Annotated in this window: 25 protein-coding genes; 22 read left to right on the forward strand and 3 right to left on the reverse strand. The window is 36.0% G+C overall.

The annotated features are described in order from the left end of the window. Positions 1 to 844: 844 nt before the first annotated feature. Complete coding sequence (locus ACTJJ9_RS19560) at positions 845 to 1,426, reverse strand: GNAT family N-acetyltransferase (protein ID WP_186324249.1); 582 nt, start codon at positions 1,424 to 1,426, stop codon at positions 845 to 847. Between the two features lie 302 nt (positions 1,427 to 1,728). Here ACTJJ9_RS19560 and ACTJJ9_RS19565 point away from each other — a divergent pair, with 302 nt between their 5' ends. Continuing rightward, entirely contained in the window at positions 1,729 to 2,046 is a 318-nt protein-coding gene (locus tag ACTJJ9_RS19565; RefSeq protein ID WP_145583113.1) for a hypothetical protein, read from the forward strand. 299 nt (positions 2,047 to 2,345) lie between these two features. Continuing rightward, on the forward strand, positions 2,346 to 2,888 hold the full coding sequence (locus tag ACTJJ9_RS19570; protein WP_145583111.1) for a DUF4303 domain-containing protein: 543 nt from the start codon (positions 2,346 to 2,348) through the stop codon (positions 2,886 to 2,888). A 318-nt stretch (positions 2,889 to 3,206) separates the two neighbouring features. On the opposite strand, the gene fabF is transcribed toward ACTJJ9_RS19570, so the two are convergent. After that, on the reverse strand, positions 3,207 to 4,442 hold the full coding sequence (gene fabF / locus ACTJJ9_RS19575; RefSeq protein ID WP_145583108.1) for a beta-ketoacyl-ACP synthase II: 1,236 nt from the start codon (positions 4,440 to 4,442) through the stop codon (positions 3,207 to 3,209). Positions 4,443 to 4,564: 122 nt separating this feature from the next. Between fabF and ACTJJ9_RS19580 the strand changes: the two genes are divergently transcribed. The 14 genes from ACTJJ9_RS19580 to ACTJJ9_RS19645 all read left to right on the forward strand — a co-directional run bounded on the left by ACTJJ9_RS19580 (position 4,565) and on the right by ACTJJ9_RS19645 (position 17,602). After that, positions 4,565 to 5,419 carry a helix-turn-helix transcriptional regulator gene (locus ACTJJ9_RS19580; protein ID WP_145583106.1) on the forward strand — a complete coding sequence of 285 codons (855 nt, stop codon included), beginning with the start codon at positions 4,565 to 4,567 and terminating at the stop codon, positions 5,417 to 5,419. Between the two features lie 319 nt (positions 5,420 to 5,738). Then, a complete protein-coding gene (locus ACTJJ9_RS19585) occupies positions 5,739 to 7,142 on the forward strand; it encodes an OmpA family protein (protein WP_145583104.1) in 1,404 nt (467 codons plus the stop codon). Between the two features lie 72 nt (positions 7,143 to 7,214). Then, complete coding sequence (locus tag ACTJJ9_RS19590) at positions 7,215 to 7,337, forward strand: hypothetical protein (protein WP_255451955.1); 123 nt, start codon at positions 7,215 to 7,217, stop codon at positions 7,335 to 7,337. Further along, positions 7,327 to 7,692, forward strand: a complete 366-nt coding sequence (locus ACTJJ9_RS19595) for a hypothetical protein (protein ID WP_255451954.1) — start codon at positions 7,327 to 7,329, stop codon at positions 7,690 to 7,692. Before ACTJJ9_RS19590 ends, ACTJJ9_RS19595 begins: the two co-directional genes overlap by 11 nt. 174 nt (positions 7,693 to 7,866) lie before the next feature. Then, positions 7,867 to 8,745 carry an AraC family transcriptional regulator gene (locus ACTJJ9_RS19600; protein WP_145583102.1) on the forward strand — a complete coding sequence of 293 codons (879 nt, stop codon included), beginning with the start codon at positions 7,867 to 7,869 and terminating at the stop codon, positions 8,743 to 8,745. Between the two features lie 111 nt (positions 8,746 to 8,856). Next, positions 8,857 to 10,359, forward strand: coding sequence for an alpha-glucosidase/alpha-galactosidase (locus tag ACTJJ9_RS19605; RefSeq protein WP_145583100.1), 1,503 nt, complete (start codon positions 8,857 to 8,859; stop codon positions 10,357 to 10,359). Between the two features lie 48 nt (positions 10,360 to 10,407). Beyond that, positions 10,408 to 11,721, forward strand: coding sequence for an ABC transporter substrate-binding protein (locus ACTJJ9_RS19610; RefSeq protein ID WP_145583098.1), 1,314 nt, complete (start codon positions 10,408 to 10,410; stop codon positions 11,719 to 11,721). A 70-nt stretch (positions 11,722 to 11,791) separates the two neighbouring features. Continuing rightward, positions 11,792 to 12,664: a carbohydrate ABC transporter permease gene (locus ACTJJ9_RS19615; RefSeq protein ID WP_145583096.1), complete on the forward strand. Its 873-nt coding sequence runs from the start codon at positions 11,792 to 11,794 to the stop codon at positions 12,662 to 12,664. Beyond that, the gene (locus ACTJJ9_RS19620) at positions 12,654 to 13,538 is read left to right on the forward strand and encodes a carbohydrate ABC transporter permease (protein ID WP_222124789.1); all 885 of its coding nucleotides are present in this window, start codon (positions 12,654 to 12,656) and stop codon (positions 13,536 to 13,538) included. The genes ACTJJ9_RS19615 and ACTJJ9_RS19620 overlap by 11 nt, the downstream gene beginning before the upstream one ends. A gap of 420 nt (positions 13,539 to 13,958) precedes the next feature. Continuing rightward, a complete protein-coding gene (locus ACTJJ9_RS19625; protein WP_145583094.1) occupies positions 13,959 to 14,465 on the forward strand; it encodes a DUF1648 domain-containing protein in 507 nt (168 codons plus the stop codon). A gap of 425 nt (positions 14,466 to 14,890) precedes the next feature. Beyond that, on the forward strand, positions 14,891 to 15,421 hold the full coding sequence (locus ACTJJ9_RS19630; protein ID WP_145583091.1) for a GNAT family N-acetyltransferase: 531 nt from the start codon (positions 14,891 to 14,893) through the stop codon (positions 15,419 to 15,421). Between the two features lie 152 nt (positions 15,422 to 15,573). Beyond that, positions 15,574 to 15,969: a hypothetical protein gene (locus ACTJJ9_RS19635; protein ID WP_145583089.1), complete on the forward strand. Its 396-nt coding sequence runs from the start codon at positions 15,574 to 15,576 to the stop codon at positions 15,967 to 15,969. A gap of 114 nt (positions 15,970 to 16,083) precedes the next feature. After that, positions 16,084 to 16,923, forward strand: coding sequence for an aminoglycoside phosphotransferase family protein (locus ACTJJ9_RS19640; RefSeq protein ID WP_145583087.1), 840 nt, complete (start codon positions 16,084 to 16,086; stop codon positions 16,921 to 16,923). 190 nt (positions 16,924 to 17,113) lie between these two features. Beyond that, complete coding sequence (locus tag ACTJJ9_RS19645; RefSeq protein WP_145583085.1) at positions 17,114 to 17,602, forward strand: hypothetical protein; 489 nt, start codon at positions 17,114 to 17,116, stop codon at positions 17,600 to 17,602. Between the two features lie 357 nt (positions 17,603 to 17,959). Here ACTJJ9_RS19645 and arr read toward each other — a convergent pair whose 3' ends face one another. Then, positions 17,960 to 18,373, reverse strand: a complete 414-nt coding sequence (gene arr, locus ACTJJ9_RS19650) for an NAD(+)--rifampin ADP-ribosyltransferase (RefSeq protein WP_440768834.1) — start codon at positions 18,371 to 18,373, stop codon at positions 17,960 to 17,962. A 1,041-nt stretch (positions 18,374 to 19,414) separates the two neighbouring features. On the opposite strand from arr, the gene ACTJJ9_RS19655 reads away from it, so the two are divergent. The 6 genes from ACTJJ9_RS19655 to ACTJJ9_RS19680 all read left to right on the forward strand — a co-directional run bounded on the left by ACTJJ9_RS19655 (position 19,415) and on the right by ACTJJ9_RS19680 (position 24,739). After that, positions 19,415 to 19,585 (forward strand): metal-sensing transcriptional repressor, encoded by a 171-nt coding sequence (locus ACTJJ9_RS19655; RefSeq protein WP_440768836.1) that lies wholly within the window; start codon positions 19,415 to 19,417, stop codon positions 19,583 to 19,585. A gap of 242 nt (positions 19,586 to 19,827) precedes the next feature. Beyond that, positions 19,828 to 20,487, forward strand: coding sequence for a carboxymuconolactone decarboxylase family protein (locus tag ACTJJ9_RS19660; protein ID WP_145583082.1), 660 nt, complete (start codon positions 19,828 to 19,830; stop codon positions 20,485 to 20,487). A 314-nt stretch (positions 20,488 to 20,801) separates the two neighbouring features. After that, the gene (locus ACTJJ9_RS19665; RefSeq protein ID WP_255451953.1) at positions 20,802 to 21,089 is read left to right on the forward strand and encodes a thioredoxin family protein; all 288 of its coding nucleotides are present in this window, start codon (positions 20,802 to 20,804) and stop codon (positions 21,087 to 21,089) included. A 235-nt stretch (positions 21,090 to 21,324) separates the two neighbouring features. Next, positions 21,325 to 21,630 carry a metal-sensing transcriptional repressor gene (locus tag ACTJJ9_RS19670; RefSeq protein WP_145583079.1) on the forward strand — a complete coding sequence of 102 codons (306 nt, stop codon included), beginning with the start codon at positions 21,325 to 21,327 and terminating at the stop codon, positions 21,628 to 21,630. Between the two features lie 371 nt (positions 21,631 to 22,001). Next, complete coding sequence (gene copZ / locus ACTJJ9_RS19675; protein WP_145583077.1) at positions 22,002 to 22,211, forward strand: copper chaperone CopZ; 210 nt, start codon at positions 22,002 to 22,004, stop codon at positions 22,209 to 22,211. Positions 22,212 to 22,315: 104 nt separating this feature from the next. Beyond that, positions 22,316 to 24,739 carry a heavy metal translocating P-type ATPase gene (locus ACTJJ9_RS19680; RefSeq protein ID WP_145583075.1) on the forward strand — a complete coding sequence of 808 codons (2,424 nt, stop codon included), beginning with the start codon at positions 22,316 to 22,318 and terminating at the stop codon, positions 24,737 to 24,739. Positions 24,740 to 24,756: the final 17 nt, after the last annotated feature.

Here is a 24,756-nt window from a genome sequence, read left to right on the forward strand (position 1 = left end):
TGAATAATAGGCAATTTACACTTATTTTTAAGATAGATTCTAAGAAGAAAATCAAAAATTAAAAAGGCATTTGGGAAAGAAAGCTTTCCCAAATGCCTTTTGTCTTCAATCTGAAAGGATTGGGGAATACCAATCCTTTTTTGTGAAGAATATTATGTGAAGAAATGTATTTAAAGTAACGGCTGTATTAATTAAATAAGGTTTCACGCAAATACTATGGCGAGTTTTGCCTTTTTATATGCCAATTCCAATGCCATAACAACTGTCATTTTGGCAGAAAAGAACCTCAAAACGGAACCCTTTAAAAACGTTTAGGGTGTTTTTTACTGAATCTTTTTCTTCTTCCTTTTGCCATAAAGAGCTTGCCTCAGAAAAGCTGTTCCGTCCTTTTTGAGAAAAGGAATGGTTGCAATTCCTAATACGACGAAATAAATAAACAAAGCCGTAAAACAAGTTGAGGTAATTTTCGTGAATTGGAACAAATTCGGAGTATCCGTTAAATGACAAATGATTTCCAAGAAAAGGATCGTCAAGGCTATCGATACCAAATTGATCAGACCTGCTATACTACGTTTTCTTCATTTTCAAACTTTTGAGCACGAAAAATGATTGACCAGAATAAAGCTGTCGATAAATAATACATAATAACAAGCAAAAACAAAATAAACCAGATAAATGCATAGATTAACAACAGCATGTCTCAAACTTATTTCTGCGTTATATCATAGCTTTATGGATGATTTTGCTGTTAGGAGGAATGTTCTTGCTGACCATTGCTTTCAATTAAAGAACCTTTTCCGATTAGTCTTTTCCCCCCCTAACATCATCGCTTCTAAATATTGAATTATTGTAACATACTCTCCAATTTTTCCTTCACTAGCACCCATTCTTCGTCGATTACACTATAAAAAACAGAGTCTCTTACATAACCATCAGGCATAACCATATGATTCCGAAGCACTCCTTCTTTTATCGCACCCAGCCGTTCTATTGCTTGCTGAGACCGGACATTACGACTATCTGTTTTCAACTGAACACGAATTGTCCCAAGCGTCTCAAAGCAGTGCTTCAATAGAAGATACTTACATTCTGTATTGATTCTAGTTCGCCAAACGGTTGGAGAAAGCCATGTCCAACCAATTTCCAAGTTACGGTTTGGGATGGATATATTAAGAAAACGAGTGCTTCCCACAATTTTCCCCGAATCCTTATCTAAGATAACAAAAGGAAATTCGCTTCCTTGCTCTCTCGCTTGAAGTGCTCCATTCACAAGGTGCTTCATCTCTTCAAGCGAATGAACATTCATTGGCATGTATGCCCATATATCCGGATTGTTTCCAGCATCAAATAATTCCTGTACGTGATAATCTTCCATAGGTTGTATGATAACTCGATCTCCACTTAATACTACTTTTGTTATTTCCATCATTCTTCTCTCCATTTTTACTTTGGGAGAATTATATAAACAAACTGTCCTGTATGAAAGTGTCAGTTTTTTATTTTTTATAAGGATCAGAGAAAGGATGGAGTTCATGTAAGTGGGGGAACCGTCCTTGTTTTTTGATTAAAGGATATATGTTGCAAACATACCAGGTGAATTCTGTAAAAGGTAATGGTGAATTGATATTTAGAGAATATAATGGTGTAAGAGTTGGTGCAATGAAAATAATGGTGAAATAGTGACAATTACACCAGATAAATCTTAACAGTCTAGAGGTGTAGAAAATAATGAAGATTAATGATGAGCTTACAACGTTAATTAATAAAAGAAAAAATAGTCATCCTGATGACCCATCTATAAGTGATATTTGGAATGAGATGGTGAATATTTTAAAAGACAATGAAAATGAAACTATTTCTTTACTAAACAAATGTGACAAAGAAGAGTTATATTGGTTAAGTGAGATTTTTGAAGACCTATCTTATAAATTTCAAAGTAAAAGGTTTATAGAGTGTCTTTTAGAACTACAAGAAAAATATCCGGATATAGAATTGGAAGAGGATATTAAATTTGCGGTTCAATCATTAGATAAAAAGAAAAGTTAGTAATCACCTGAGAAAGTGAAAGATATTCCAAAAATATAAACTTCCTTTGGTTGATTATAACAGCCGTTACCTATACTCAATCATTACTAATTAAATGGATTTGCGATTCAGGAAGAGTTTCTGCTTTTTTCAGAAATAAGGTTAGAAGTATTACCTTCTTTCATGAATGTATGGAATTGTTTACATGTTGGTTTGAAATCTTTGATTAAGATATTAATCTCTGAAGTTCCTTAATAAAAGTTAAATTCTAAAATGATAAAATAGATTCTGTTATTTAGAGGAAATAGGAGGGTACAGACATGGAATTTAATTATAACAAATTTAGCAATGATCTATTTCACGAACTAGTAACTGTACTTCAAAAAATAACAGAAGAGCATAAGGACCTTTACGCATTCACCTTAAGCTGTTCCCGCGATGTACGGTCAATAGGAGTTATTGCAAATACAAAAACCTATTTAGCAAAAAACGCAGATGAACAGTCTGAGGACTATTGGTATTACAAATATTGTGAGAATGAATGGGAGATATTTGATACGTTCCACACGTTATCGAAAGATATGAGCATGTTCTTAGAAAGCGATCCTGATAAATTTACAAACCCAAATACATATTTCTTCACAGAAGAATTTGACGAGCATTTTGATAGAATCGTTGCTGCATGTGATGAAGTGATTTCTCGTCTTAGAGATTCTAAGGGCAAGCAAGAGCATCCTAACATTTTGTTGAATTTTAATGTTGAAGACTATTTCAATGGGGATGACCGGATCAACCGATTTAAGGTGCTTAATAGAAAAGAAGCGGCAAAGGAATATGAAGAGCATATTAAAGAATTTGTGTGAGTGATAGAAAAAGGTGTTAATTGAAATTAAAGATTGGTCGTTTTTAAAAAAGTTTGATCATTAATTTGTTAAAAAGAGATTGTGAAAAATACACTTAAAACGTCATTAGCTTTTATTCAACAATGGTGCCATTTAAAGGATTAAGAGGCAGTGTTATAACGAAATCTCCCAAATGAAAGCCAAACATTGAACATTGCGAAAACCATTAAAAGAAAAAATCCGACTAATACTAAATTCAAATTAGAATTTCAACTAATAGTACGGATTTTTCTTTGGCTGAAAACCTTTTGTCACAGTTTCTTACGAAAGAAAGTTTATTCACTTGTATTTCCTTAAGACAATAGCCGCATTGTGACCTCCGAAGCCGAATGAGTTAGACAGACCTATATTTATTTTTGCTTGGCGAGCAATAGATGGGACATAATCAAGATCACATACTGGATCAGGATTTTCTAAGTTAATTGTTGGAGGAATGATACCTTCCTTTAAACTCATAGCTAAAGCAATTGCTTCAACTCCGCCTGCAGCGCCTAACATATGACCGAGCATAGATTTATTAGCTGTTACTGGTATTTGATAAGCCTGTTTACCAAATAGCTGCTTAATAGCCATTGTTTCAGAAATGTCTCCCACTTTTGTACTTGTTGCATGGGCACTAATAACATCAATTTCTTCTGGCGATATATTTGCATTTTTTAAAGCGGCTCTCATTGCAAGATAGGCCCCTTTACCTTCCGGATGTGTAGCTACAATATGGTGTGCGTCTGAGCTTGCACCATATCCAATAACTTCTGCATAAATCTTTGCCTCTCTACGTAGAGCATGTGATAAAGATTCTAAGATTAGAATTCCAGCTCCTTCTGACATGACAAATCCATCTCGGTTTTCATCGAATGGACGACTAGCTTTAGGTGGATCATCGTTTCTTGTTGATAATGCTGTTGCATTACCAAAGCTTGCTAATGATAAGTCTGTTATAGCAGCCTCTGTTCCACCTGCGAACACGACATCAACTTCTCCAGAACGAATAAGTCTAAAGGCTTCACCAATAGCTGTATTTCCAATTGCACAAGCAGAAACGGGCGACAAAGAAGGTCCCATTGCGTTCCATTTGATACTAATGTGTGCTGCAGCAGCATTAGAGATCATGGCTGGTACTAGGGTAGGGCTAACTCTCCTTGGCCCCTTCTGTCTGAGCACATCGATATTTTCAATTAATGTTTCAATTCCTCCTATTCCTGAACCTACATATACGCCTAATCTTTCTACATCGATATGATCGAGATTTAACTTAGAATCTATCCAAGCTTGTTCAGCTGCCGCCAGTGCAAATTGCGAAAAACGATCTAAGCGTCTAGCTTCGTTCTTTCCTAAAACCTTATCCGCATCAAAATCTTGGACGATACCGGCAATTTTAGTCTTATGATTCGTAACATCAAAGGTATCGATAGTGGATATACCAGATTCTCCGTTAATCAAATTGTTCCAAAATGTTTGGATGTTGTTTCCTATAGGAGACACGATCCCCATACCGGTAATCACAACTCTTTCCACTTTTCATCCCTCCATATGAATAATTAACTTGTATTTTACATTTCTTTTATCCTATTACAAGTGATAGTTTATCCTAGTATAATTACTAATAGGTTAAATTGATAAGGTGAGGGGTTTTAAAAATGAATGATAAAACGAGGCTTGAAGCTTTGTCGACATTCTTAAAAGCAAAGCGTGCCCAAATTAAGCCAGAGTCTGTTGGTTTACCTGCGGGATCGCGGAGAAGGACACCTGGATTACGAAGAGAAGAGGTTGCACAATTAGCAGGTGTGAGTACCACTTGGTATACATGGCTAGAACAAGGAAGAGATATCAAAGTTTCTTCAGTCGTACTTGATTGTATTTCTCAAGCTCTTCAATTAAATAATGATGAAAGAGACTACTTATATGATCTGGCATTAGAGACAAAATCTGAAATTACAAATCAAGTAAAGAATCAATCAGAGCTAAGCCCTTCTTTAAAGCGGATACTAACCGAATTAACATATTGTCCGACTATCATTACGGATCGACATTGCCATATAGTGGGCTGGAATTTGGCAGCTGCACATGTTTTTTTAGATTTTGAACAAATCCCAAATGACGAAAGAAACTTGATTCGTTTAGTGTTCTCGAGAAAAGAATTAAAAGCATTGGCCGTCAATTGGGAACATTTTGCGAAGGGTTTTCTTGCTATTTTCCGAACCTATTATGGACACTATTTAGGTGATGAATGGTACAACCAATTTATTAAGGAGATGAGTCATTCACATCCAGAATTTCAGGATTTATGGCAAGAAAGTCAAGTAAGTAAGGCTCCAGAAATGATCATTGAATTCAGACATTCTAGAGCAGGGAAAATGTTGTTTAATTTAACTTCTCTTCAAGTTCAAGGTGATATGGATTTACGGTGCAGCATCTATACACCAGTAGAGGAAACAGATACAGAAAAAAAATTAAAGCGATTAATGAAGAGGGTTACGGTTGAAAATGTATAAGGTGATTCGATTATTCAATGGTAGGGCTATTTAGTTCAATAAAAAATGAGCAAACTTAATTTAAAAAATAGATATGTAATCAAAAAAACGTTATTTTGATCAATCTTTTTTCAAAAAAACGTTTCTTTTATTTGTAGTTTTTTAGGGGCTTGAAGCTGTTTTGTTGGGAGCTTTATTCATAATACGGGGACAGTTCGCTTGCTTCCTTTTTTGAAACCCGAGCAAATCGTTTATTTTCTATCCTAGTACTATCCACCTATTTCCTAATTGTGAATAATCATTTAATTTAAAGAAAGAATGGCAAATTTAGGAGGGCAATATGGGAAAAAAGAGTAGTTGGTTGGTCCTTATGTTTGCGACAATCTTTTTCTTATTCGGATGTCAGGGGAATCAGGAAAATAGTCGTACAGCTGTTAAGGATACAAATGAAGCAGATGAACAACCAAAAGAGGAATCGAAAAAGAAAGAGGATGAAACGGATCCGACGAATATCCAATTAAGCGGAGAAGTCGTAAACGAAAATGGGAAGATTATTGTTAAAGGAAAAAGTAATTTAATGGAAGGGACAAAAGTAGAAGTTGATTGGCTTGATCGGCCATTCTCTGTACGGAATCCAATTTGTCTTGTTTGTGATAAGGAAGCTATTGTCGATAAGAATGGGGATTTTACATATGAAATACCGACAGATTTAAAAAACTATGGATATATTTTTGTAACGATCCAAGCCCTTCTTGGAGGAACAGGGCAGGCAGATGAGATTGTGTCTGTTTATGGTGAGCATGGGGAGAACTTGAAAGGTCCTTTTGTTTATAAGTATGAAATAGGTGCTGAGGAATATCAAAAGATTTATTCTTCCATTCTTGTCTTGCCTAGTGGAAAACAAACCGAGTATCCAATTGAAACACCAAAAAGGGAAAAGCCTCCAGAGGATTACGGAAGCCCGAAGGTTTGGATTGAAACAGAATTAAAAAATGACCATTATTACTTCTATGTAAAAGGGAAATCAAACCTATTAGAGGGAACTGAATTGACAGCTACCTATTACTCATCCGAGGATGTAGCTGTTGCACAAAATTGGGTCAGTTCAACGGCAAATGTCGTGAGTGATGGGACGTTTTCATTACAGATTCCTTATGATAGCATCACAGAAAATGGCTATATCATGATTTCATCAAAACCGAACAATGGGCATATGCTTAAAACGAAAATGAAACAAACGTATGGGGAGCATTTCGAAAAAATGAATGGTGAGCAGGTGATTCCAAATGAGGAGGATGGAAATGGGAAGATGATCGAAGTCGTCCTTCATCCAAAGCCGCCAACCGTTAAAGCTCCGGAAAAGACAAGCATTACCACTGATGGAGAAGAAACAAAAATTCAATTGCCTGATGACATTTTATTTGATCACGATCAAAGTGAATTGAAGCCAGATGCCCAAAAAACATTGAATGAGCTTATTCAGTCATTAGAAGCATTGAAGGCAAATACAGAGATTCAAATAAATGGACATACCGATAATACAGGTGATGACCAATATAATCTAACATTATCAGAAAAAAGAGCAAAATCAGTCGAAGCCTATTTACAGCAAAGTGGCAAGGTTGACCATATTAAGATAAGTACTACAGGATATGGGGAAAAAAGGCCGATCGCTTTAAATGACTCGGAGGAAGGGAAAGCGAAAAACCGTCGAGTAGAGATTGTGATAAATCCAAAAGAGTAAAGGTAGGGCGGTTCTTTTCATTCCTTTTTGGGAGAGAGAACCGTTTCTGCTGTTTTGGAAGGTTGATAACGAATGATCTTATATTTTTTAGAGCCAGAAGTATCTGGTGGTCATGGTGAACAAACGATTTATGGAACAGAAGAAAATGTAGGAAAAGAGGGTATATCAGCGAAAGTAAAAGTACTTGCATTATGAGTTTGAAGGGTGGCTTGGTGATGATCTTATAGAGTCAACACCAGCCTTTATCGTTTCAAGCTATCTAGAATATGAATTAAAAAAGAGCGAATTTACAGATTTTAAATTAGAGAAATGTTTGGTTACAATGTCCGATGAATGGTATGAATTGTATCCTAATAAAGAACTACCTTCTTTTACTAGATTTATCCCACTTGGCACAATTGAAGTAGAGGGTGAGAACTTCAATCATTGGTCAGGTCATCATTTTTGCCTCTCATCTAAGGGTGAGCTAGTAGTAACTCAAAAAGCGATGGATTTTTTAAAGAGATTTTCAATTAAACATTGTGATATAACAAGTCTGACACAAGCATAGGGATGGTTCTTTCGCTACAATTTTAAAAGCGAGAGAACCATCCCTTCTGTTTTCGCATCGTCGTAATAAGAGATTAAAAGTTTGAATAGATTTATGACAAACTAGTATGTTTAATAGACTTACTAGTGTCTAGCTTCTTTAATCATAAAATATTGATATAGGAAGGGTGCGGAAATGATGAAGTCAGGTAGTTTATATCATGTGAACGAAATGAACAGCTTACATCCAAAGGTAACAGCTTATTACTTCAAGGAATGGGATGGATTTTATATGCCGTTTCACACACATGTTGCGATTGAAATTATGTATGTGATATCAGGTGAATGTACGGTTGAAGTGAAACAGGAAGGCTTCAAGATGAAGAAGAATCAGTTCATTTTAATTGATAGTTACGTACCACATCGGTTGGTCGTTGAAAAAGATAAGCCTTGCAGAATGTTAAACCTAGAATTCGCATTAACAGAAAGTCATCGTACATTTCCTTCTCTTTGTGAGCTTGCGAAAGAAAGTGATGAGCTATATGAATTGCTTAAATATGAACAAGCCTACCATTTATTAAAAGATAGCAATGGTGTTTTCCATTCATTAAGAACGCTAGTGTTTGAGCTGGATAATCGATTGAATGATGTGAAGGACAATTATTTAATGGTACATCTTCTAATTGCACAGCTGCTTTTGCTTATTGCTAGAAACGTAGTGAAAATCAAACAGCAGTCAAGTCAGCAAACAGATCAATATGTAAAAAAGGTGATTGAGTATCTTCATGAAAATTATGATTATGAGATAAAAATAGACCACTTATCTGCGATTACTCATCTACATCCTAATTACCTCCATCGTATCTTTAAGGAGTCAATGGGCTGTACGATCATTGAATACCTAACAAGAATTCGCATCGAGAAAGCGAAAATGCTTATTACCCAAACAGATATCCCGATCACAGAGGTTTCTAGCTTTATAGGTATAAATAGCAGTCAATATTTTAGTAAAGTCTTCAAAAAGTACACGGGGATTACACCGACAGAATTTCGAAAGGCTAGTGTCATTCACTAACAAAAGAAGAAGTTAGAATTGTGCACAAAAGTCTATAGAAGACATTAGATTTTTAAAAGCGCTTACAAGGTGAGTGGTGCTAACATGAAGGTAACGAAAAGGAGGGACAAAATGACATTCAAGGTTACATTCATTGGTGCTGGAAGTATAGGATTTACGAGGGGTTTATTACGAGATTTGCTCTCTGTGCCAGAGTTTAGAGACATTGAGGTAGCATTTACTGACATCAGTCAAGAGAACCTCGACATGGTGACACAGCTTTGTCAGCGTGACATTGATGAAAATGGATTAACGATAAAGATTCATTCGACGACAAACCGCAAAGAGGCATTAATTGGTGCGAGGTATATTTTTAATGTCGTTCGCATCGGTGGATTAACGGCATTTGCGAAGGATATTGAAATCCCCTTGAAATATGGAGTCGACCAATGTGTTGGGGATACGTTAAGTGCTGGCGGCATCATGTACGGTCAACGTGGGATCGCAGCTATGTTAGAAATTTGCAACGATATTAAAGCGGTAGCAGAAGAGGATTGTCTTCTATTAAACTATGCAAATCCAATGGTGATGCTAACGTGGGCTTGTAACAAATATGGTGGTGTACGAACAATCGGGCTATGTCACGGAGTGCAAGGTGGCCATCGACAAATTGCGAATGTACTTGGGAAAGAAAAGGAAGAAATCGATATTATTTGTGCTGGGATTAACCATCAAACCTGGTATATCAAGGTTGGCTATAAAGGTAAGGATATGACTAGTGAGTTATTGTCTGCTTTTGAAAACCACCCAGAATACAGCAAAACCGAAAAAGTAAGAATCGATATGCTACGCAGGTTTGGGTATTACAGTACAGAGTCAAATGGACATCTAAGTGAGTATGTTCCTTGGTATCGAAAACGACCAGAGGAAATAAAGGATTGGATTGACCTTGGCACTTGGATTAATGGAGAGACTGGTGGTTATTTACGGGTTTGTACAGAAGGTCGTAACTGGTTTAAAACCGATTTTCCGAATTGGTTAAAGGACCCGGCTCTAGAATATAGCCAAAAGAATCGAAGTGAAGAGCACGGATCCTATATTTTGGAAGGGCTTGAAACAGGAAGAGTTTACCGAGGACATTTTAACGTCGTCAACAATGGTGTGATTACAAATCTTCCAAACGACGCGATTATTGAAGCACCTGGCTATGTCGATCGCAATGGGATAAATATGCCTGTAGTTGGTGACCTACCACTTGGATGTGCAGCGGTTTGTAACGTTAGTATTTCCGTTCAACGCTTAGCGGTGGAAGCGGCAGTAACTGGCGATGACAACCTTTTACGGCAAGCGATGATGATGGATCCACTTGTCGGTGCCGTGTGTAATCCAAAGGAAATCTGGCAGATGGTTGATGAATTATTAGTCGGATTAGAGGAATGGCTCCCGCAATATACGGAGGCCATAGCTGAAGCAAAAGTGCGGCTTAATTCAGGTGAGCTTCTGCCAACAAAGGATTATCGCGGAGCTGCAAGGCTGAAAGTGAAAACAGTTGAAGAAATGGAGAAGGACAGAGAGGCGGCAAACAAAAACGCAGGAGAGGCTGATAAAGCAAAGGAAAGGCCAGCTAAAATTTAACTCGACTTTATGAGCATCTCATGACCGATATCAAATGGGGGTAAGCATATGAAAAGAAAGCAACTAATAAAAAGTGGATTTTTGTTACTTTTAGCTTTATTTCTTATTGTCGGCTGCAGCAACAATGGTTCTTCAGGTAGTGGCAAAGGGAATAGTAACAGCAAGACTGTTGAATTAACGATGCAGGCATGGGGGAATCCAGCGGAATTAAAGGTTTACCAGAAAGCAATTGATGGATTTATGAAAGAAAACCCTGATATTAAAGTGAAGCTTGTCCCTGTTGCAAGTGAACAGTATGACCAAAAGCTGATGACCTCCCTACAAGGAAGCAAGGGACCAGATGTATTTTATGCCCATGAGCCAACGATGCCGCAATTGATTGAGGCAGACGTTGTTCAACCATTAGATGACTTTTTTGCTAGTGAAGAAAGCTATGTCGAGTTAAGTGAGTTTCCTGAAGGCTTGTTTGGCCCAGCTAGACTGGACGGAAAAACCTATGGTGTAGCCCCAGATGCTAACCCAATGGTGATTTACTATAATAAGACCGTTTTTAAAGAGGCTGGTCTGAAAACCCCACAAGAATACTATGATGAAGGAAATTGGAACTGGGATACATTTTTAGAGGTTACAAACAAAATTAAGGAATCAGGCAAGGAAGGCTTAGTCATGGAAAACTGGTGGGCCCACTGGTATAGCTGGGTTTGGTCAAATGGAGGGCAAATCTTTGACGAAGAAGGCAACCTTGTTTTTCAAGAAAACGATAAAGCGAAAGAAGCCTTTCACTTTTTACATGATTTAGTTGCAAACGGAAATGCCGTTTATGCAGGCTCATTGCCACAGGGTCAAGGCGTAGACGCAATGTTTATGTCCAATCAAGTCGGTATGGTAGCAGGTGGCCGCTGGTTTACGCCACAGTTCGACCAAAACGCTAGTCTCGATTACGATTATATTTATTTCCCAAGCAACACAGAAGAAAAACAAGAAACAGTAGGGATACCAGTAGCATATGTTTCGGTAAATAAGAAAAGCGAGCATGTTGAAGAGGCAATGAAGTTCGCATCCTATTATGTGAGCAAAGCTGGGCAAGAAGTACGAACAGGTGTCGGTGGAAATGCACTACCATCACTACCTTTAGCAGACGAAAACGCAATAGGCGAAGACAATGAAAAACATATGGAGTACTTTTTTGAAGCTCGAGACAATGGGTTTACACACGGATCCAACCTAGCTCGTGATGCTCAATTTGCCGGCTTAACTACTGAAATAACGGAAACGATCGATTTAATGTTCCTTGGAAAACAGGATGCGGATACGACGATTGATAAGGTAATCGATATCATGAATGAATATATCAATAAATAGCTACTAAATGTCAAATATGCCAAGGAGAACCTTCTTCTTGGTCATTTTTCTAATAAGGGGTGATCGTTAAATGGCTAGAAACAAAGCCAATTTATGGGGGTATCTTTTTATTACTCCTCAATTAGTCGGACTTCTGTTTTTTTCACTCATTCCATTACTATATGCTTTCTATTTGAGCTTTACTGAATGGAGTGGGTTCGGAGGTACGACATTTATTGGGATAACGAATTACATTGAACAAATGAATAACCCTGATTTTTGGAAAGCGATGGTAAATACAATTTACTATATGGTTTTAGTCGTACCGCTCGGAATTGCCATCGCCTTAGTTCTAGCTGTTGCCCTCAACAAGGTGAAAGGGAAAGAAATTTATCGAGTCTTTTTCTTTATGCCTGTCGTAACAAGCTCTGTATCTGTTGGCGTCATTTTTATGTGGATTTTAAACGGTGATTTCGGGATATTAAACGAGCTGTTATCCTATGTTGGGATTACAGGGCCCCATTGGCTAACTGATCCGAGGTGGGTCATCCCATCCATTGCCTTATTAAGTATTTGGTGGGGACTAGGCTATAACATGGTTATTTTTCTGGCGGGCCTTCAAGGGATATCAAAGAGCTATTATGAAGCAGCCGAAATAGATGGGGCAAATGCGCTACAAAAATTTAGACATATTACGTTGCCGTTGCTTACACCTACTACTTTTTTCGTCACGATTATGACGATTATTTCATCCTTTCAAGTCTTTGACCAAGCATTTGTTATGACAAATGGTGGACCGGCAAAGGCAAGCTATACGATTGTTTTCCACATTTATGATCAAGCCTTCGTTGATTTTACAATGGGGAAAAGTGCCTCAGCTGCGATGATTTTATTCGTCATCATCCTCATTCTTACACTCATACAATTTAAATTGCAAAAAAGGTGGGTGTTTTATGGAGAGTAAAGTAGACGTGAATCCAGGCCTACAAGTCATGAACAAAAAAGCGGTAAAAAGAGGAAGAATTGCATCAAAAGTGCTTCTTCATTTCCTATTAGTTATAAGTGCTTTCATCATGATCTTCCCGTTCATTTGGACGATTCTTAGCTCATTAAAGGATATGTCACAAATCTTTGTGATTCCGCCAAAATGGATTCCAGACCCGTTTGTGTGGAGTAATTTCCCTAACTCATTACAGGCAATGCCCTTTGATTTAGCTTACTTAAATAGCTTTTATATTACAGCCATCATCGTTGCCTTCACCTTGCTAACAGCGTCAATGGCTGCCTATGCCTTTGCGAAGATTAACTTTAAAGGGGCAAATGTGTTATTCATTTTATTTTTAGCGACGATGATGATTCCGAAGCAAGTGACGATGATTCCGTTATATTTGGTCATGGATAATCTTGGTTGGTTAAATACTCATTTAACGTTAATTGTCCCAGGTGCCCTGTTTAATGCATTTGCTGTCTTTCTATTGAGACAATTTGTCATGGGGATTCCGAAAGAGCTAGAAGAAGCGGCGATAATGGATGGGGCGGGCTTTGTGAGAATCTATTGGAATATCATTCTCCCATTAATTCGTCCAGCCTTAGCTGCAATTGGTATCTTTACATTTATGCAATCGTGGAATAATTTTATTGACCCGTTAATTTACTTGAATACTCCTGAAAATTTTACAGTTCCGTTACTTTTGAATTCCTTTAAAGGACTTTATACGGCTGACTGGTCGTTAATGATGGCTGGAACGGTTATCTCGGTTATACCTGTGCTTGTTGTTTATATTGTGGCACAGCGTCATATTATTGAAGGGATATCCATTACTGGAATGAAAGGGTAGCTTGGATAGGGACGGTTCTTTTACTTCTGGTTTGGAAGTGAGGGGACCGTTCTTTTTTTGTGATTATTTGGTTTATTAAGCCAAATTGTCATTTTTGTGTAATTGTTGAAGATAGTTAATAGAGTAATGTAACGAGAGCGGAAAACTGACTAGTAATGGTACTGTTGTATATTATCGTATATACAAGCTTGTAAAAATGAGCATAGATGAAAATACCGCTTTTTAAGTATAGGTTTAGATACCTTTTTAGAGGTATTGTTTTTTCTTATTCGACTATAGAGTAGGTTATTCCAAAAAAACGCGAAACAGATTTATTTTTCAATCGTATATAAAATATAAGATGTTTTAGAAATTTATTTTTGTATAAGAATAGAAAAAATTTGGGGTTTGTTCGCAGGGAAAAGGAAGGGGGTAAAGGGGATGGCAAATTCTTGGAAAAGACCTAAAATAAAAATAGTAAAAACTAAGAGTGAGTGGATCTGGGATATCATCGGGTATTCATTTTATTTAGGCTCGTTCATCCTTTTAATCTACAATTGGGATCAGCTACCTGACAAAGTTCCGGCACATTACAATGCGTTAGGTGAGGTAGATCGTTGGGGTTCAAAGATGGAACTATTTATATTACCCATAGTAGGAGCATTCATTGCATTCATGATGCAATTGTTTGAAAAATTCCCAGAAATACACAATTATCCTGAACGGTTAAATCAAGAGAATGCTAAAGAGTTTTACTTAATGAGCCGAAAACTTGTCAATCAATTAAAGAATATATGTCTCATCATCTTTGCATTAATCTTAATTGAATCAATTTCAATTGCATTAGGTATAGGAAATGGATTTGGGGTATGGTTTCTACCAATCGCAATATTAAGTGCCCTTATCCCGATTGTATTAGGAATAATGAAACAAAAGAAGATTAGATAAATAAACCATTAGTGTCATACAACTCTTGTTGTTGAATCGAAAGGATAATTGAAATAGTTTCATAATAGAAATATTGAGTTGTTAGGAGTTAAAGGATGAAGGTGAAAGAAGAGAAAAGCAGTCGCGGCATTTTCAAAGAAATTCTTTTAGAAATTCGCGATTCAATTATATTTGAAATAGTGTGGAACATCTTAATGTTTATACCAAGGATATTGATCCGTTTCATTAAGAATCTATTTTAATGAATCTAAAAGAGTGCGATTCTATATAGTGATCGCCTTTTTTAGTTTTTTAACGAAGCAAGTTGTGAAGGATAGTGCTTAAAGTGATTAAATTGAAGAGGAGATGATAAGGTTAAGAGGTTATTTTTATCTTATTATCGAAACAAGGAGTATGGGTTAAGTCATTTTATTGGGGGATATGTAATGCAGATAAATACAAAAAGGTTATTGATACGTAATTTTGAATTGAACGATTGGCAAGCTGTCTATGAATATACTTCTGATGGTAATGTGATGAAATATATACCAGAAGGTGTTTTTACTAAAGAAGATGTTAAAGAGTTTATACATAAAAATAGTGGTGAGAAGGCAGAGAAATTTGCTGTTGTATTACTAGATGAGAATATTGTGATTGGACACATTGCATTTTTTAAGTATTTTGGTGAGCATACGTATGAGATTGGGTGGGTGTTTAACCCAAAGTATTACAATAGAGGGTATGCTTCTGAAGCAGCATATGCGATTTTGAAATATGGTTTTGAAAAAATGAAGGTACATCGAATTATCGCAACATGTCAGCCAGAGAATATCCCATCTTATCGAGTGATGGAGAAGATTGGAATGAGAAGGGAAGGCTATTTTAAAAAATGTATTCCAATGGGAAATGAATGGTGGGATGAGTATTATTACGCTATTTTAGAAGAAGAGTGGAAAGAAAATAGTATAAAGTTATAAATAAGTATTTTTATAACATGCTTTAGCATATTTTTTGTATTTTTAATATGATGTATATTGCACAGGAAATTTCCTATTAACAGTGGGAATTGAGAAGTAATTTAAACTACTCCTGCCAGCAAAATCATCTATAACAGAAGGGAGATGAAGACATGCTGTGGGTAATCTATGGATTTTTATGGTTTTTTTGGTTTTTGCTTGTTGTTCTGTATTATTTATGGACAACTTTATTCTGGTCGATGATTTTTCGTGTCCAAAAGTTTGAAAATGAAGGGAAACGTATAAAATCGAGTTTTTTCACTTTAGTGGCATTTGCCTTGACCATCCTTATCTCGGAATTCATTTGCCATGTTACCGATACTCCGAATCTATTCCAATTCACGAAAATTACTTCAACTTGTATTACGGCTGCGTTGATTTATTTCGTCGTATTAGGAATTGCAACCATTCCGTTTATAAAAAAAGACGGAGCAGATTTGCTGAAGCAAGCCTTATATGGCAAAAGGAAGAAGAGAAAGAAGAAGGAAAAAACAACTCAAACGTTTTAATGCGTATCTTTGATTGAATAAGAAAGCTGTTTTATAGATAGAAGGAATGAAGAAAAGCCTTCTCGAATTAAATTAATTGTTTATGATTTTTATATTTTAACGAGGAGGTAATTCATGAGAATTGGTCGGAAAATAGGTGAAGGAAGTTGCTCAGAAATATTTGAGTGGGGGAGCGATAACAAAATAATTAAATTAGCAAAATCAAATACAACATTTAAAGCAATTCAAATCGAATATGAGAAAACCCTTGCTGTGTGGGAGATGAATTTATCTGTTCCTCAGCCATTTGAAATAGTGGAGGTACATAATCGTTCGGGAATCGTTTTAGAGAGAATTTACGGAGAAACTCTAAAAGAACGCTTATTCAAAAATCTAATAGAACAGTCAGAATCTGCTCAAACTTTAGATATGCGTGACATACAATTAACTGCCCGCCTTCTAAGTGAAATTCATAATATCTCTAATATTCATGTTCCTCCTCAAAGAGAAATCGTGAAAAATCACATATTAAGTGTTAATTATTTGAACGAAATGGAAAAGAATTATGTAATTAATTTATTAGACAGCTTACCCCAAAGTGGTTACCTTTGCCATGGTGATCCTAATCCAAATAACATACTTATACATAATGGAAAGCTTGTTATGATCGATTGGATGAATGCCACAATAGGAAATCCGGAAACAGACATCGCAGAATACATAATCATGATGAAATATGCCATTCTACCACCAGATACTCCACGCCAAATAATTGAAAATTTCGACTTAGCTAGAGAAGCAATCATTAAAGCATTTATGGAAGAGTACACAAAGTTAACGGGTATAAGCTATGAGCAAGTAGAGCCCTGGATTGTTATAGTCGCATCTCGAAAGCTTTCTGTTGATGGTATATCAGAGGCAGAAAAACAATTATTACTGCAAGAAATAAAATCAAAATTGAAAAGGAAAATTTAGTATTAGAAAGTGTTCTATCAACTACTTAAAAAAGAGGGGTAAATAACTGAGCCACCAACGAAAAATATAGTAACGGAGCAGGCTCTGGAATTGGAAAAGAAACTGTAAAAATGATAATAAAAGGTTATTTAAAATATAGGGGTTGCTAAAGCAACTCCTTCTATATTTCATAATTGAAAGGTGGGAAGAAATGAACACCATTTTAGATGATTTTTTAGAGTTGAAAGAAATATTAAACTCATTCAATGGACTTGAACAAAAATATAATTGGCTACTAACTGACCTTGATTGGACTTACCCTGAAAATTACCTTGATTATTTTGAAGATTATCGAGAATTCAAAGATAGTGATGCTCGTCTTAATAATTACTTGATTACAGGCGATAAGCTAATGCAACTTGCCAATAATAAAGAGGTTTATTTTATTTGGGGTGTATTTTCAGCATTTGAAAAGAACGAGACAATTGATTTAAATGAGATTAAAGTGGAACCATATGCTGATGGAAACCCAAATTTTTGGGTTGATAATCCAAAAATCCAACATCCAAAGGCAATTGTTGAACTAGTTTTTTGGGACTCCTCATTGATTTTACTTTTTAGTAAAGATGATACCTTCTCTATAAATTTCAGAAACACTTTTCAAGGTTGGAAAGATTTAAATTCCTACAATCAGACGTAATCCTTCTTTAGCTCACGGGTGCTTTAACTTAACAAGGAGTTGTTTCGACAACTCCTTGTTCTTATCACTAAAGATGCAGGCTAGTTAAGAAGTATATGGATTAACACTTGGATATTTCTGTTAATTAGAGTCGGATTGTGAAGTAATATACTTAAAGTAAAGGAGCATGTTAGTTGAAAATCGATGTTTATCTTGTATTTAACAATCAGGTCATTTTTTGAAAAGATCCCCACAAGAATTGAGGGGGAGAAATTTCAATTTTATTTGTCCAGATTTTGAAAGTTTGACGGTTTCAAACAGCGTGCAAAAGGAAATTGATTTTTAGTTCTTAAATCATTACCTTATAGATATTTTGGATTAATCGTATATTACATATTTTCCTTGTTCACTTAACTTTTTTAAGGATGTAAGCATTTGATTTATTTCTTCGTCAGAATGTCTTTCCCATGAGCCTAATTCAGCTACTATTTTCAAAGGAAATTTAGAGCGATATGAACGGGTAGGGTTTCCGGGAAATCTCTTGTCCGTCACGTTCGGATCATTTTCAAACTCACCTAATGGTTCTACAATATATATTCGTTCTTTTGAATTAGACCTTGCTAATTCAGCACCCCATTTAGCAGCATTTAATGTCGCAGTAAAATATATATAGTTCGATTTTTTATCTTGGTAATTTGATAAGTGTTGAGGTTCTAATAAATCTCCAATTTTTAGTTCTGCTTTAGTACCATGAAAAAAAGGACCATTATCAAGGACATCTGTTTTGTTCATTCTGACACACTCCTTTGATTTTTAGATTTGTGTATTTCAATAAAAGTATAGTATGGAAATATATAAAAGAGTAGTCTATAAAATAACCTGTAAGTAATGGTATAATGTAAGTAGAGAGAATGAGAATTATCTATTTTTACGTTTTAATTAGCAATTAGCTTTATTGTGAAAAATTATACTTAAACTAACGGGTGCGATACTTCGATAAAGAGGTATCGCATTTTTTATTGAACTAAAGGGGTAGTTTAGTTTAAGTAGTATAATAACAAAATTCCCCTTTTATAGAGGTATTAAGTCTTATTGTGTTAAAATTGTATACAATGGAGATGTGATAATTTTCCATATTGCAAAAAGTGTAATATTCGATTTAAATGGATAAAATATTTGAATCAAACTTGCTTTATAGTAGTATTCAGTTTGTAAATTGTAGTTCCAAACATAAAATTACTTTTCCTTCAAGATTATATAGTAACCTCTTTATTTTTTATCCCCATTTAATAATGCTCTAATTACTTTTATAGTTTGTCTTTGCATTGCAGCACTTGGTTTATTGATTATTCCTTACATTTTAAATGGGAATTTGAAGTTATGTACTTAAAGTAATGGAAAGGTTTGAAGAACAAAGAGAAAAGACATTCTTTTGGAATGCCTTTTTTTAACAGATATCTTCTTTAGTAGAAATATCCTTCACAACATCTTCCGAAGTAAGACTTCTTAAAACCTTCTCCATTGTCAATTGGGCTGCTGTGAACAATGGTTCAATTTATTTCAAGATGTTTTTACATACAAGCTGGTCATATATTTTTATATGTTGACATACCTATCAGGGGTATGGTAAGTTTGTTTTGTGATTAACAAGCCAATATTTCAGATGGTCATTGAAAGGGGGATGCATGATTGGAAGACTTGATGATGCTTTCTTGACAAACATGTTGTGCACACAAGAAAAAGAACGTGAAACTATCCTAGTGACCTACAAGATAAGCTCATTAAAAGGATGAACAGGGAGAGAGTCAAATTAAAGAAAATAAACAATATTAAATCTCAGTAGCTCAAGCAGCATTAGATTCTGTTTCTATAGTTTTATTAGAGAGTCATATTAACACTTGCGTAATTGAACGATTTAAACAAGATGATCCTGATAAAAAGAAAGAGTTTCTAAAATCAAAAAATAAATTTAAAAGTTATTATAAATACCATACATGGGTATAGTAAATTTAGTGAGTAAAGATGACTGGGAATTATTTTATGCAACAAATAAAGCTTAATGTACAAGGGATGCTTGTGGACATTGTATTAATTTTAATATAGGTATATTAAATGGCGTTGAATCCGTCAAAATTCATCTTGATATGGTCCAATGTAATCTAATCGAAATTCCCATTAACTTTGTATAGGGTAGGGCGGTGGCGTTACTTTATAAAAAATTAGCAGATTCAATGGAGGTTTTTTCAATGACAAATGAAAGTTTATATCAAAAATCTTATTTTCGTAGAATACCAGAGATAGGGAAGCTTGCACCTGATGCGTTTAAAGCCTTTCTCGCATTTGACCGACAGGCAATGGCAGAAGGGATGATCACGAAGAAAACGAAGGAACTGATTGCAGTAGCGGTTGCTCATGTCACAGGATGTCCGTATTGTATTAATGATCATGTGTCACGTACGAGAAAATTAGAAGCTTCAAAAGAAGAAATTATGGAGGCTGTCATGGTGGCAACGGCGTTAAAGGCTGGTTCTGCTATGGCCCATGGATTGAATGCTTTAAACGCTTTTGATGAAATGGGAGGGGAGGAGCTTTATCAGCGATCTAATTTGGAGCGGTTTAAAGAATTTAGGGAATTAAGTCCTGAAGCCTTTAGTGCTTTCAACAAATTTGAACAGGAAGCGATGAAACCGGGGTTAATCAGCGAAAAAGAAAAAGAGTTAATTGCCGTTGCTATAGCTCATGTTACAGGCTGTGCCTATTGCATTGAGATTCATACAAAGTGCGCGAAAAAACTGGGTGTTACTTTGGAAGAGCTGGCAGAAGCTATTTTTGTAGCGACGGCTTTAAAAGCAGGTTCTGCACTGGCGCACAGTGTGAATGCTTTAAATGCCTATGACAGCCTATAAAGAGTGAATATGATGGTTAGAACAACGATTTATTCAGAAAGGTCAACTATAGCGATTGGACCTTATTCCTAAATCATTCAAGCAGGAGACTTTTTATTTTTCCGGGCAAATTCCAGTTGATCCGGAAACCATTGAAGTTGCTAGGGAAAGATCGAACAGTAGTCCTTACACGGTTCTGCTTGTCCGGTCAGCGCTAAAGAATTGACTGACGGCAGCAATATTTCATGTCCGCTGTTATTGTATCTAATTGTAATTGAAGGTAGAACCTAGAAGGTAATTTGGCTGATTCATAGGACCTTCAAAGGAGAATTAATATGAAAAAGGTAAATGATTTAACTACGCTTAAGATGGTTGAAGAGTTTCTTGAAAATCATGAATTGAGCTTCTTGTACGTATCTACACCAGAGTGTAGTACTTGTCACGCTATATTACCTAAGCTAAGGGAACTGCTGGATCATTACCCACATATCTACTTGGGGCACATTGATGCTAGTAAGGTAGAAGAGGTAGCAGGGAAATTTTTAATTTTAACTGCTCCCTATTATGCTTTTTATGGTAGATCAAAAGGAATATTTACGAAAGGATCGGTTTGTTCGTTTTGATCGATTAAACGAAAAGTTAGAACAGATTTACGAGATGTATACCCGGTAATTACTTTCTAGAGGATAAATAACTAAAACGGGAAGGGTATAAATGGATATATTATGTTCGTTATCTTTGGTCCATTTTTTGTTTCTGAATTTTCCTTTCTTCTTTATTATATGATACAATAATAACATACCCCAGTTAAGTATATTAAAAAATTATATAATATTAGAAAAAGAGGGAGGGAATAGTATGACTAATTCTGAAGAGGTAAAAGTGACACATCGCTCAACAAAAGATAAAGATCAATTAATTACCCGCTTAAAAAGAATCGAAGGCCAAGTTCGAGGAATTCAAAATATGATTGAAAACGAGAGGTATTGTGTAGATATTCTCACCCAAATTTCGGCTATTAACGCAGCCATGAATAAAGTCGGCCTTCAATTATTGGAAAAGCATACACACCATTGTGTATCTGACGCGATTAAGGATGGAAATGGAGAAGAGGCGATTCAGGAATTAATGGAAGTGTTTAAACGCTTCTCTAAGTCTCAATAGCCTAAATATCAGTATCTTATGGTGGCTGGTATTTTCTTTTTATTAGTTGACTACCTTTCGGGGGTATAGTAAATTCAACTTGTGAATAGCGATCAGATGTTTCTTGATTGGAAGATCTAAGATAGCTTTTAATGTAAAATGAACACAAAAAAGAAGGTGAGACTGACTAGCACATAAAATATATTTAAAGGAATAAAAAATGTAATCTTGAAGAAAACTTAAGTAATGATTACATCAAATTCAGTAACTCAAGCAGTATTTTGAAAAATTTTTAAGAGTGATCGGTTGAGATAAAGAGCCGATTGATAAAAAATGTTAATTCGGTACCATACTAGGGTATTGTAATATAAAAATTCAAGGAGGAATTATTTATGCAACAAGTGACATTAAATGTACAGGGTATGTCTTGTGGACATTGTGTTAATTCTATAGAAGGAAATGTAGGAGAGTTAAAAGGTGTTGAAGCGGTTAAGGTACATCTTGATACAGGAAAAGTTGACGTATCATTCGATTCAAACATCGTTAGTTTGAAAGAAATTACAGATGTAATTGAAGACCAAGGGTACGATGTAGAAAATTAAGGTTTTATAAAAACACACAAAAGTAATTGTGCTGGTAGTCGGCACAATTATTTTTTACAAAACTTTATACCCCCTGTCAGTATATAGTGAAGGAGTGAGAAAACATGAGTAAAAAGGAAACAACGATGCAAATCCAAGGGATGACATGTGCGGCTTGTGCAACAAGGATTGAGAAAGGACTTAAGAAAATTGAAGGTGTCGAAGATGCGAATGTAAACTTTGCCCTTGAGAAAACCAATATCAAATATGATCCTGAAAAAACGGACATAGTAAAATTCAAAGAGAGGGTCCAATCCTTAGGTTATAACGTTGTAAGCGAGAAAACAGAGTTTGATATTACCGGAATGACGTGTGCAGCCTGTGCAAATAAAATTGAAAAACGGCTTAACAAATTAGATGGAGTTGATCAAGCAACGGTAAATTTCGCATTAGAATCAGCTCAGGTTGAATTTAACCCTGAACAAATATCCACTTCTGATATGAAAGAGGCAATCAAAAAATTAGGATATTCGCTTGAACAAAAGCAAGAAAAAGCAGGGGAACAAGTCGACCATCGCCAAAAAGAGATTGAAAAACAACAAGGAAAGTTTATCTTTTCACTTATTTTATCATTTCCGTTGTTATGGGCCATGGTCAGTCATTTTGAATTCACTCGCTTTATTTGGTTACCTGATATGTTTATGAATCCCTGGGTACAGCTCGCACTTGCTACGCCTGTTCAATTTATCGTAGGGAGACAATTCTACATTGGGGCTTATAAGGCATTAAGAAATAAGAGTGCAAACATGGATGTACTCGTTGCATTAGGTACATCTGCTGCATATTTCTATAGTTTGTATTTGAGTATTATGTCTATTGGTTCTAACGCTCATATGGTTGAGCTCTATTATGAAACAAGTGCTGTTCTTATCACCTTAATTATCTTAGGTAAATTATTTGAAGCGAAAGCAAAGGGTCGATCATCAGAAGCGATTAAGAAATTAATGGGTCTACAAGCGAAAAACGCGACGGTCATGCGTGATGGTCAAGAAATGATTATTCCAATTGAAGATGTATTAGGAGGCGATATCGTCTACGTTAAACCAGGTGAAAAAGTACCGGTTGACGGTGAGATAGTTGAAGGACAATCAGCGCTTGATGAATCAATGCTTACCGGTGAAAGTATTCCAGTCGATAAAAAGGTAGGAGACCATGTCATTGGTTCAACGATCAATAAAAATGGCTTTCTAAAAATTAAAGCAACAAAAGTAGGGAAAGATACGGCTTTAGCTCAAATTATTAAAGTAGTTGAAGAAGCCCAAGGTTCTAAAGCGCCGATCCAACGTTTAGCTGACGTGATTTCAGGTATATTCGTACCAATTGTAGTTGGAATAGCGATTATAACCTTCCTTATCTGGTATTTTGCTGTTAGTCCTGGGGAGTTTGCGGAAGCACTTGAAAAGTTCATTGCCGTACTAGTCATCGCATGTCCATGTGCACTAGGTCTTGCTACACCAACTTCCATTATGGCAGGTTCAGGTCGTGCAGCTGAATTTGGGATTTTATTTAAAGGTGGAGAGCACCTTGAAACAACTCATCGATTAGACACGGTTATTCTTGATAAAACAGGTACCGTTACAAATGGGAAACCGTCTTTAACTGACGTCATTTTAGCTGAAGGTATCGATGAAACAGAATTTCTTATGCTTGTTGGTACGTCTGAGAGAAACTCCGAACACCCACTTGCCGAAGCAATCGTTGAAGGGATCAAGGATAGGGATATTTCTCTAGAGTCAGCTGAGAACTTTGAAGCCATTCCTGGTTTTGGGATTCAAGCAACGGTACAAGGTAAGGAACTATTTATCGGTACACGAAAACTGATGGCGAAACATAATATCGATGTACAAAATGAATTAGTCAAAATGGAGAATTTAGAGAAGCAAGGGAAAACAGCAATGCTGGTAGCCATTGATGGGCACTATGCAGGTATTGTTGCTGTTTCAGATACGATTAAAGATACATCTAAAGAAGCTATTGCCCGCTTGCATAAGATGGGCTTAGATGTAGTGATGATTACAGGGGATAACACTCAAACAGCGCAAGCAATTGCAAAACAAGTTGGAATTAAGAAAGTCATCGCAGAAGTGTTACCAGAAGGCAAGGCAGAAGAAGTGAAAAAGCTTCAACAGGCTGGTAAGAAAGTTGCCATGGTAGGAGACGGAATAAACGATGCTCCTGCATTAGCAACGGCTGACATTGGAATGGCAATTGGTACAGGTACCGATGTGGCAATGGAAGCAGCTGATATCACGCTTATTCGCGGGGATTTATCAAGTATTGCAGACGCTATTTATATGAGTAAGAAGACAATTACTAATATTAAGCAAAATCTTTTCTGGGCGCTTGCCTATAACAGTTTAGGTGTTCCAATCGCTGCAGTTGGTTTCTTAGCTCCATGGTTAGCCGGAGCAGCAATGGCATTCAGTTCTGTATCTGTTGTTCTTAACGCCTTAAGGCTTCAAAGAGTTAAGTTAAAGGCTCAAAAGTAGAAAGGAGGGTGCCTAGT

The sequence above is a fragment of the Metabacillus sp. 22489 genome, from assembly GCF_052044855.1.
GTDB lineage: Bacteria > Bacillota > Bacilli > Bacillales > Bacillaceae > Metabacillus > Metabacillus niabensis.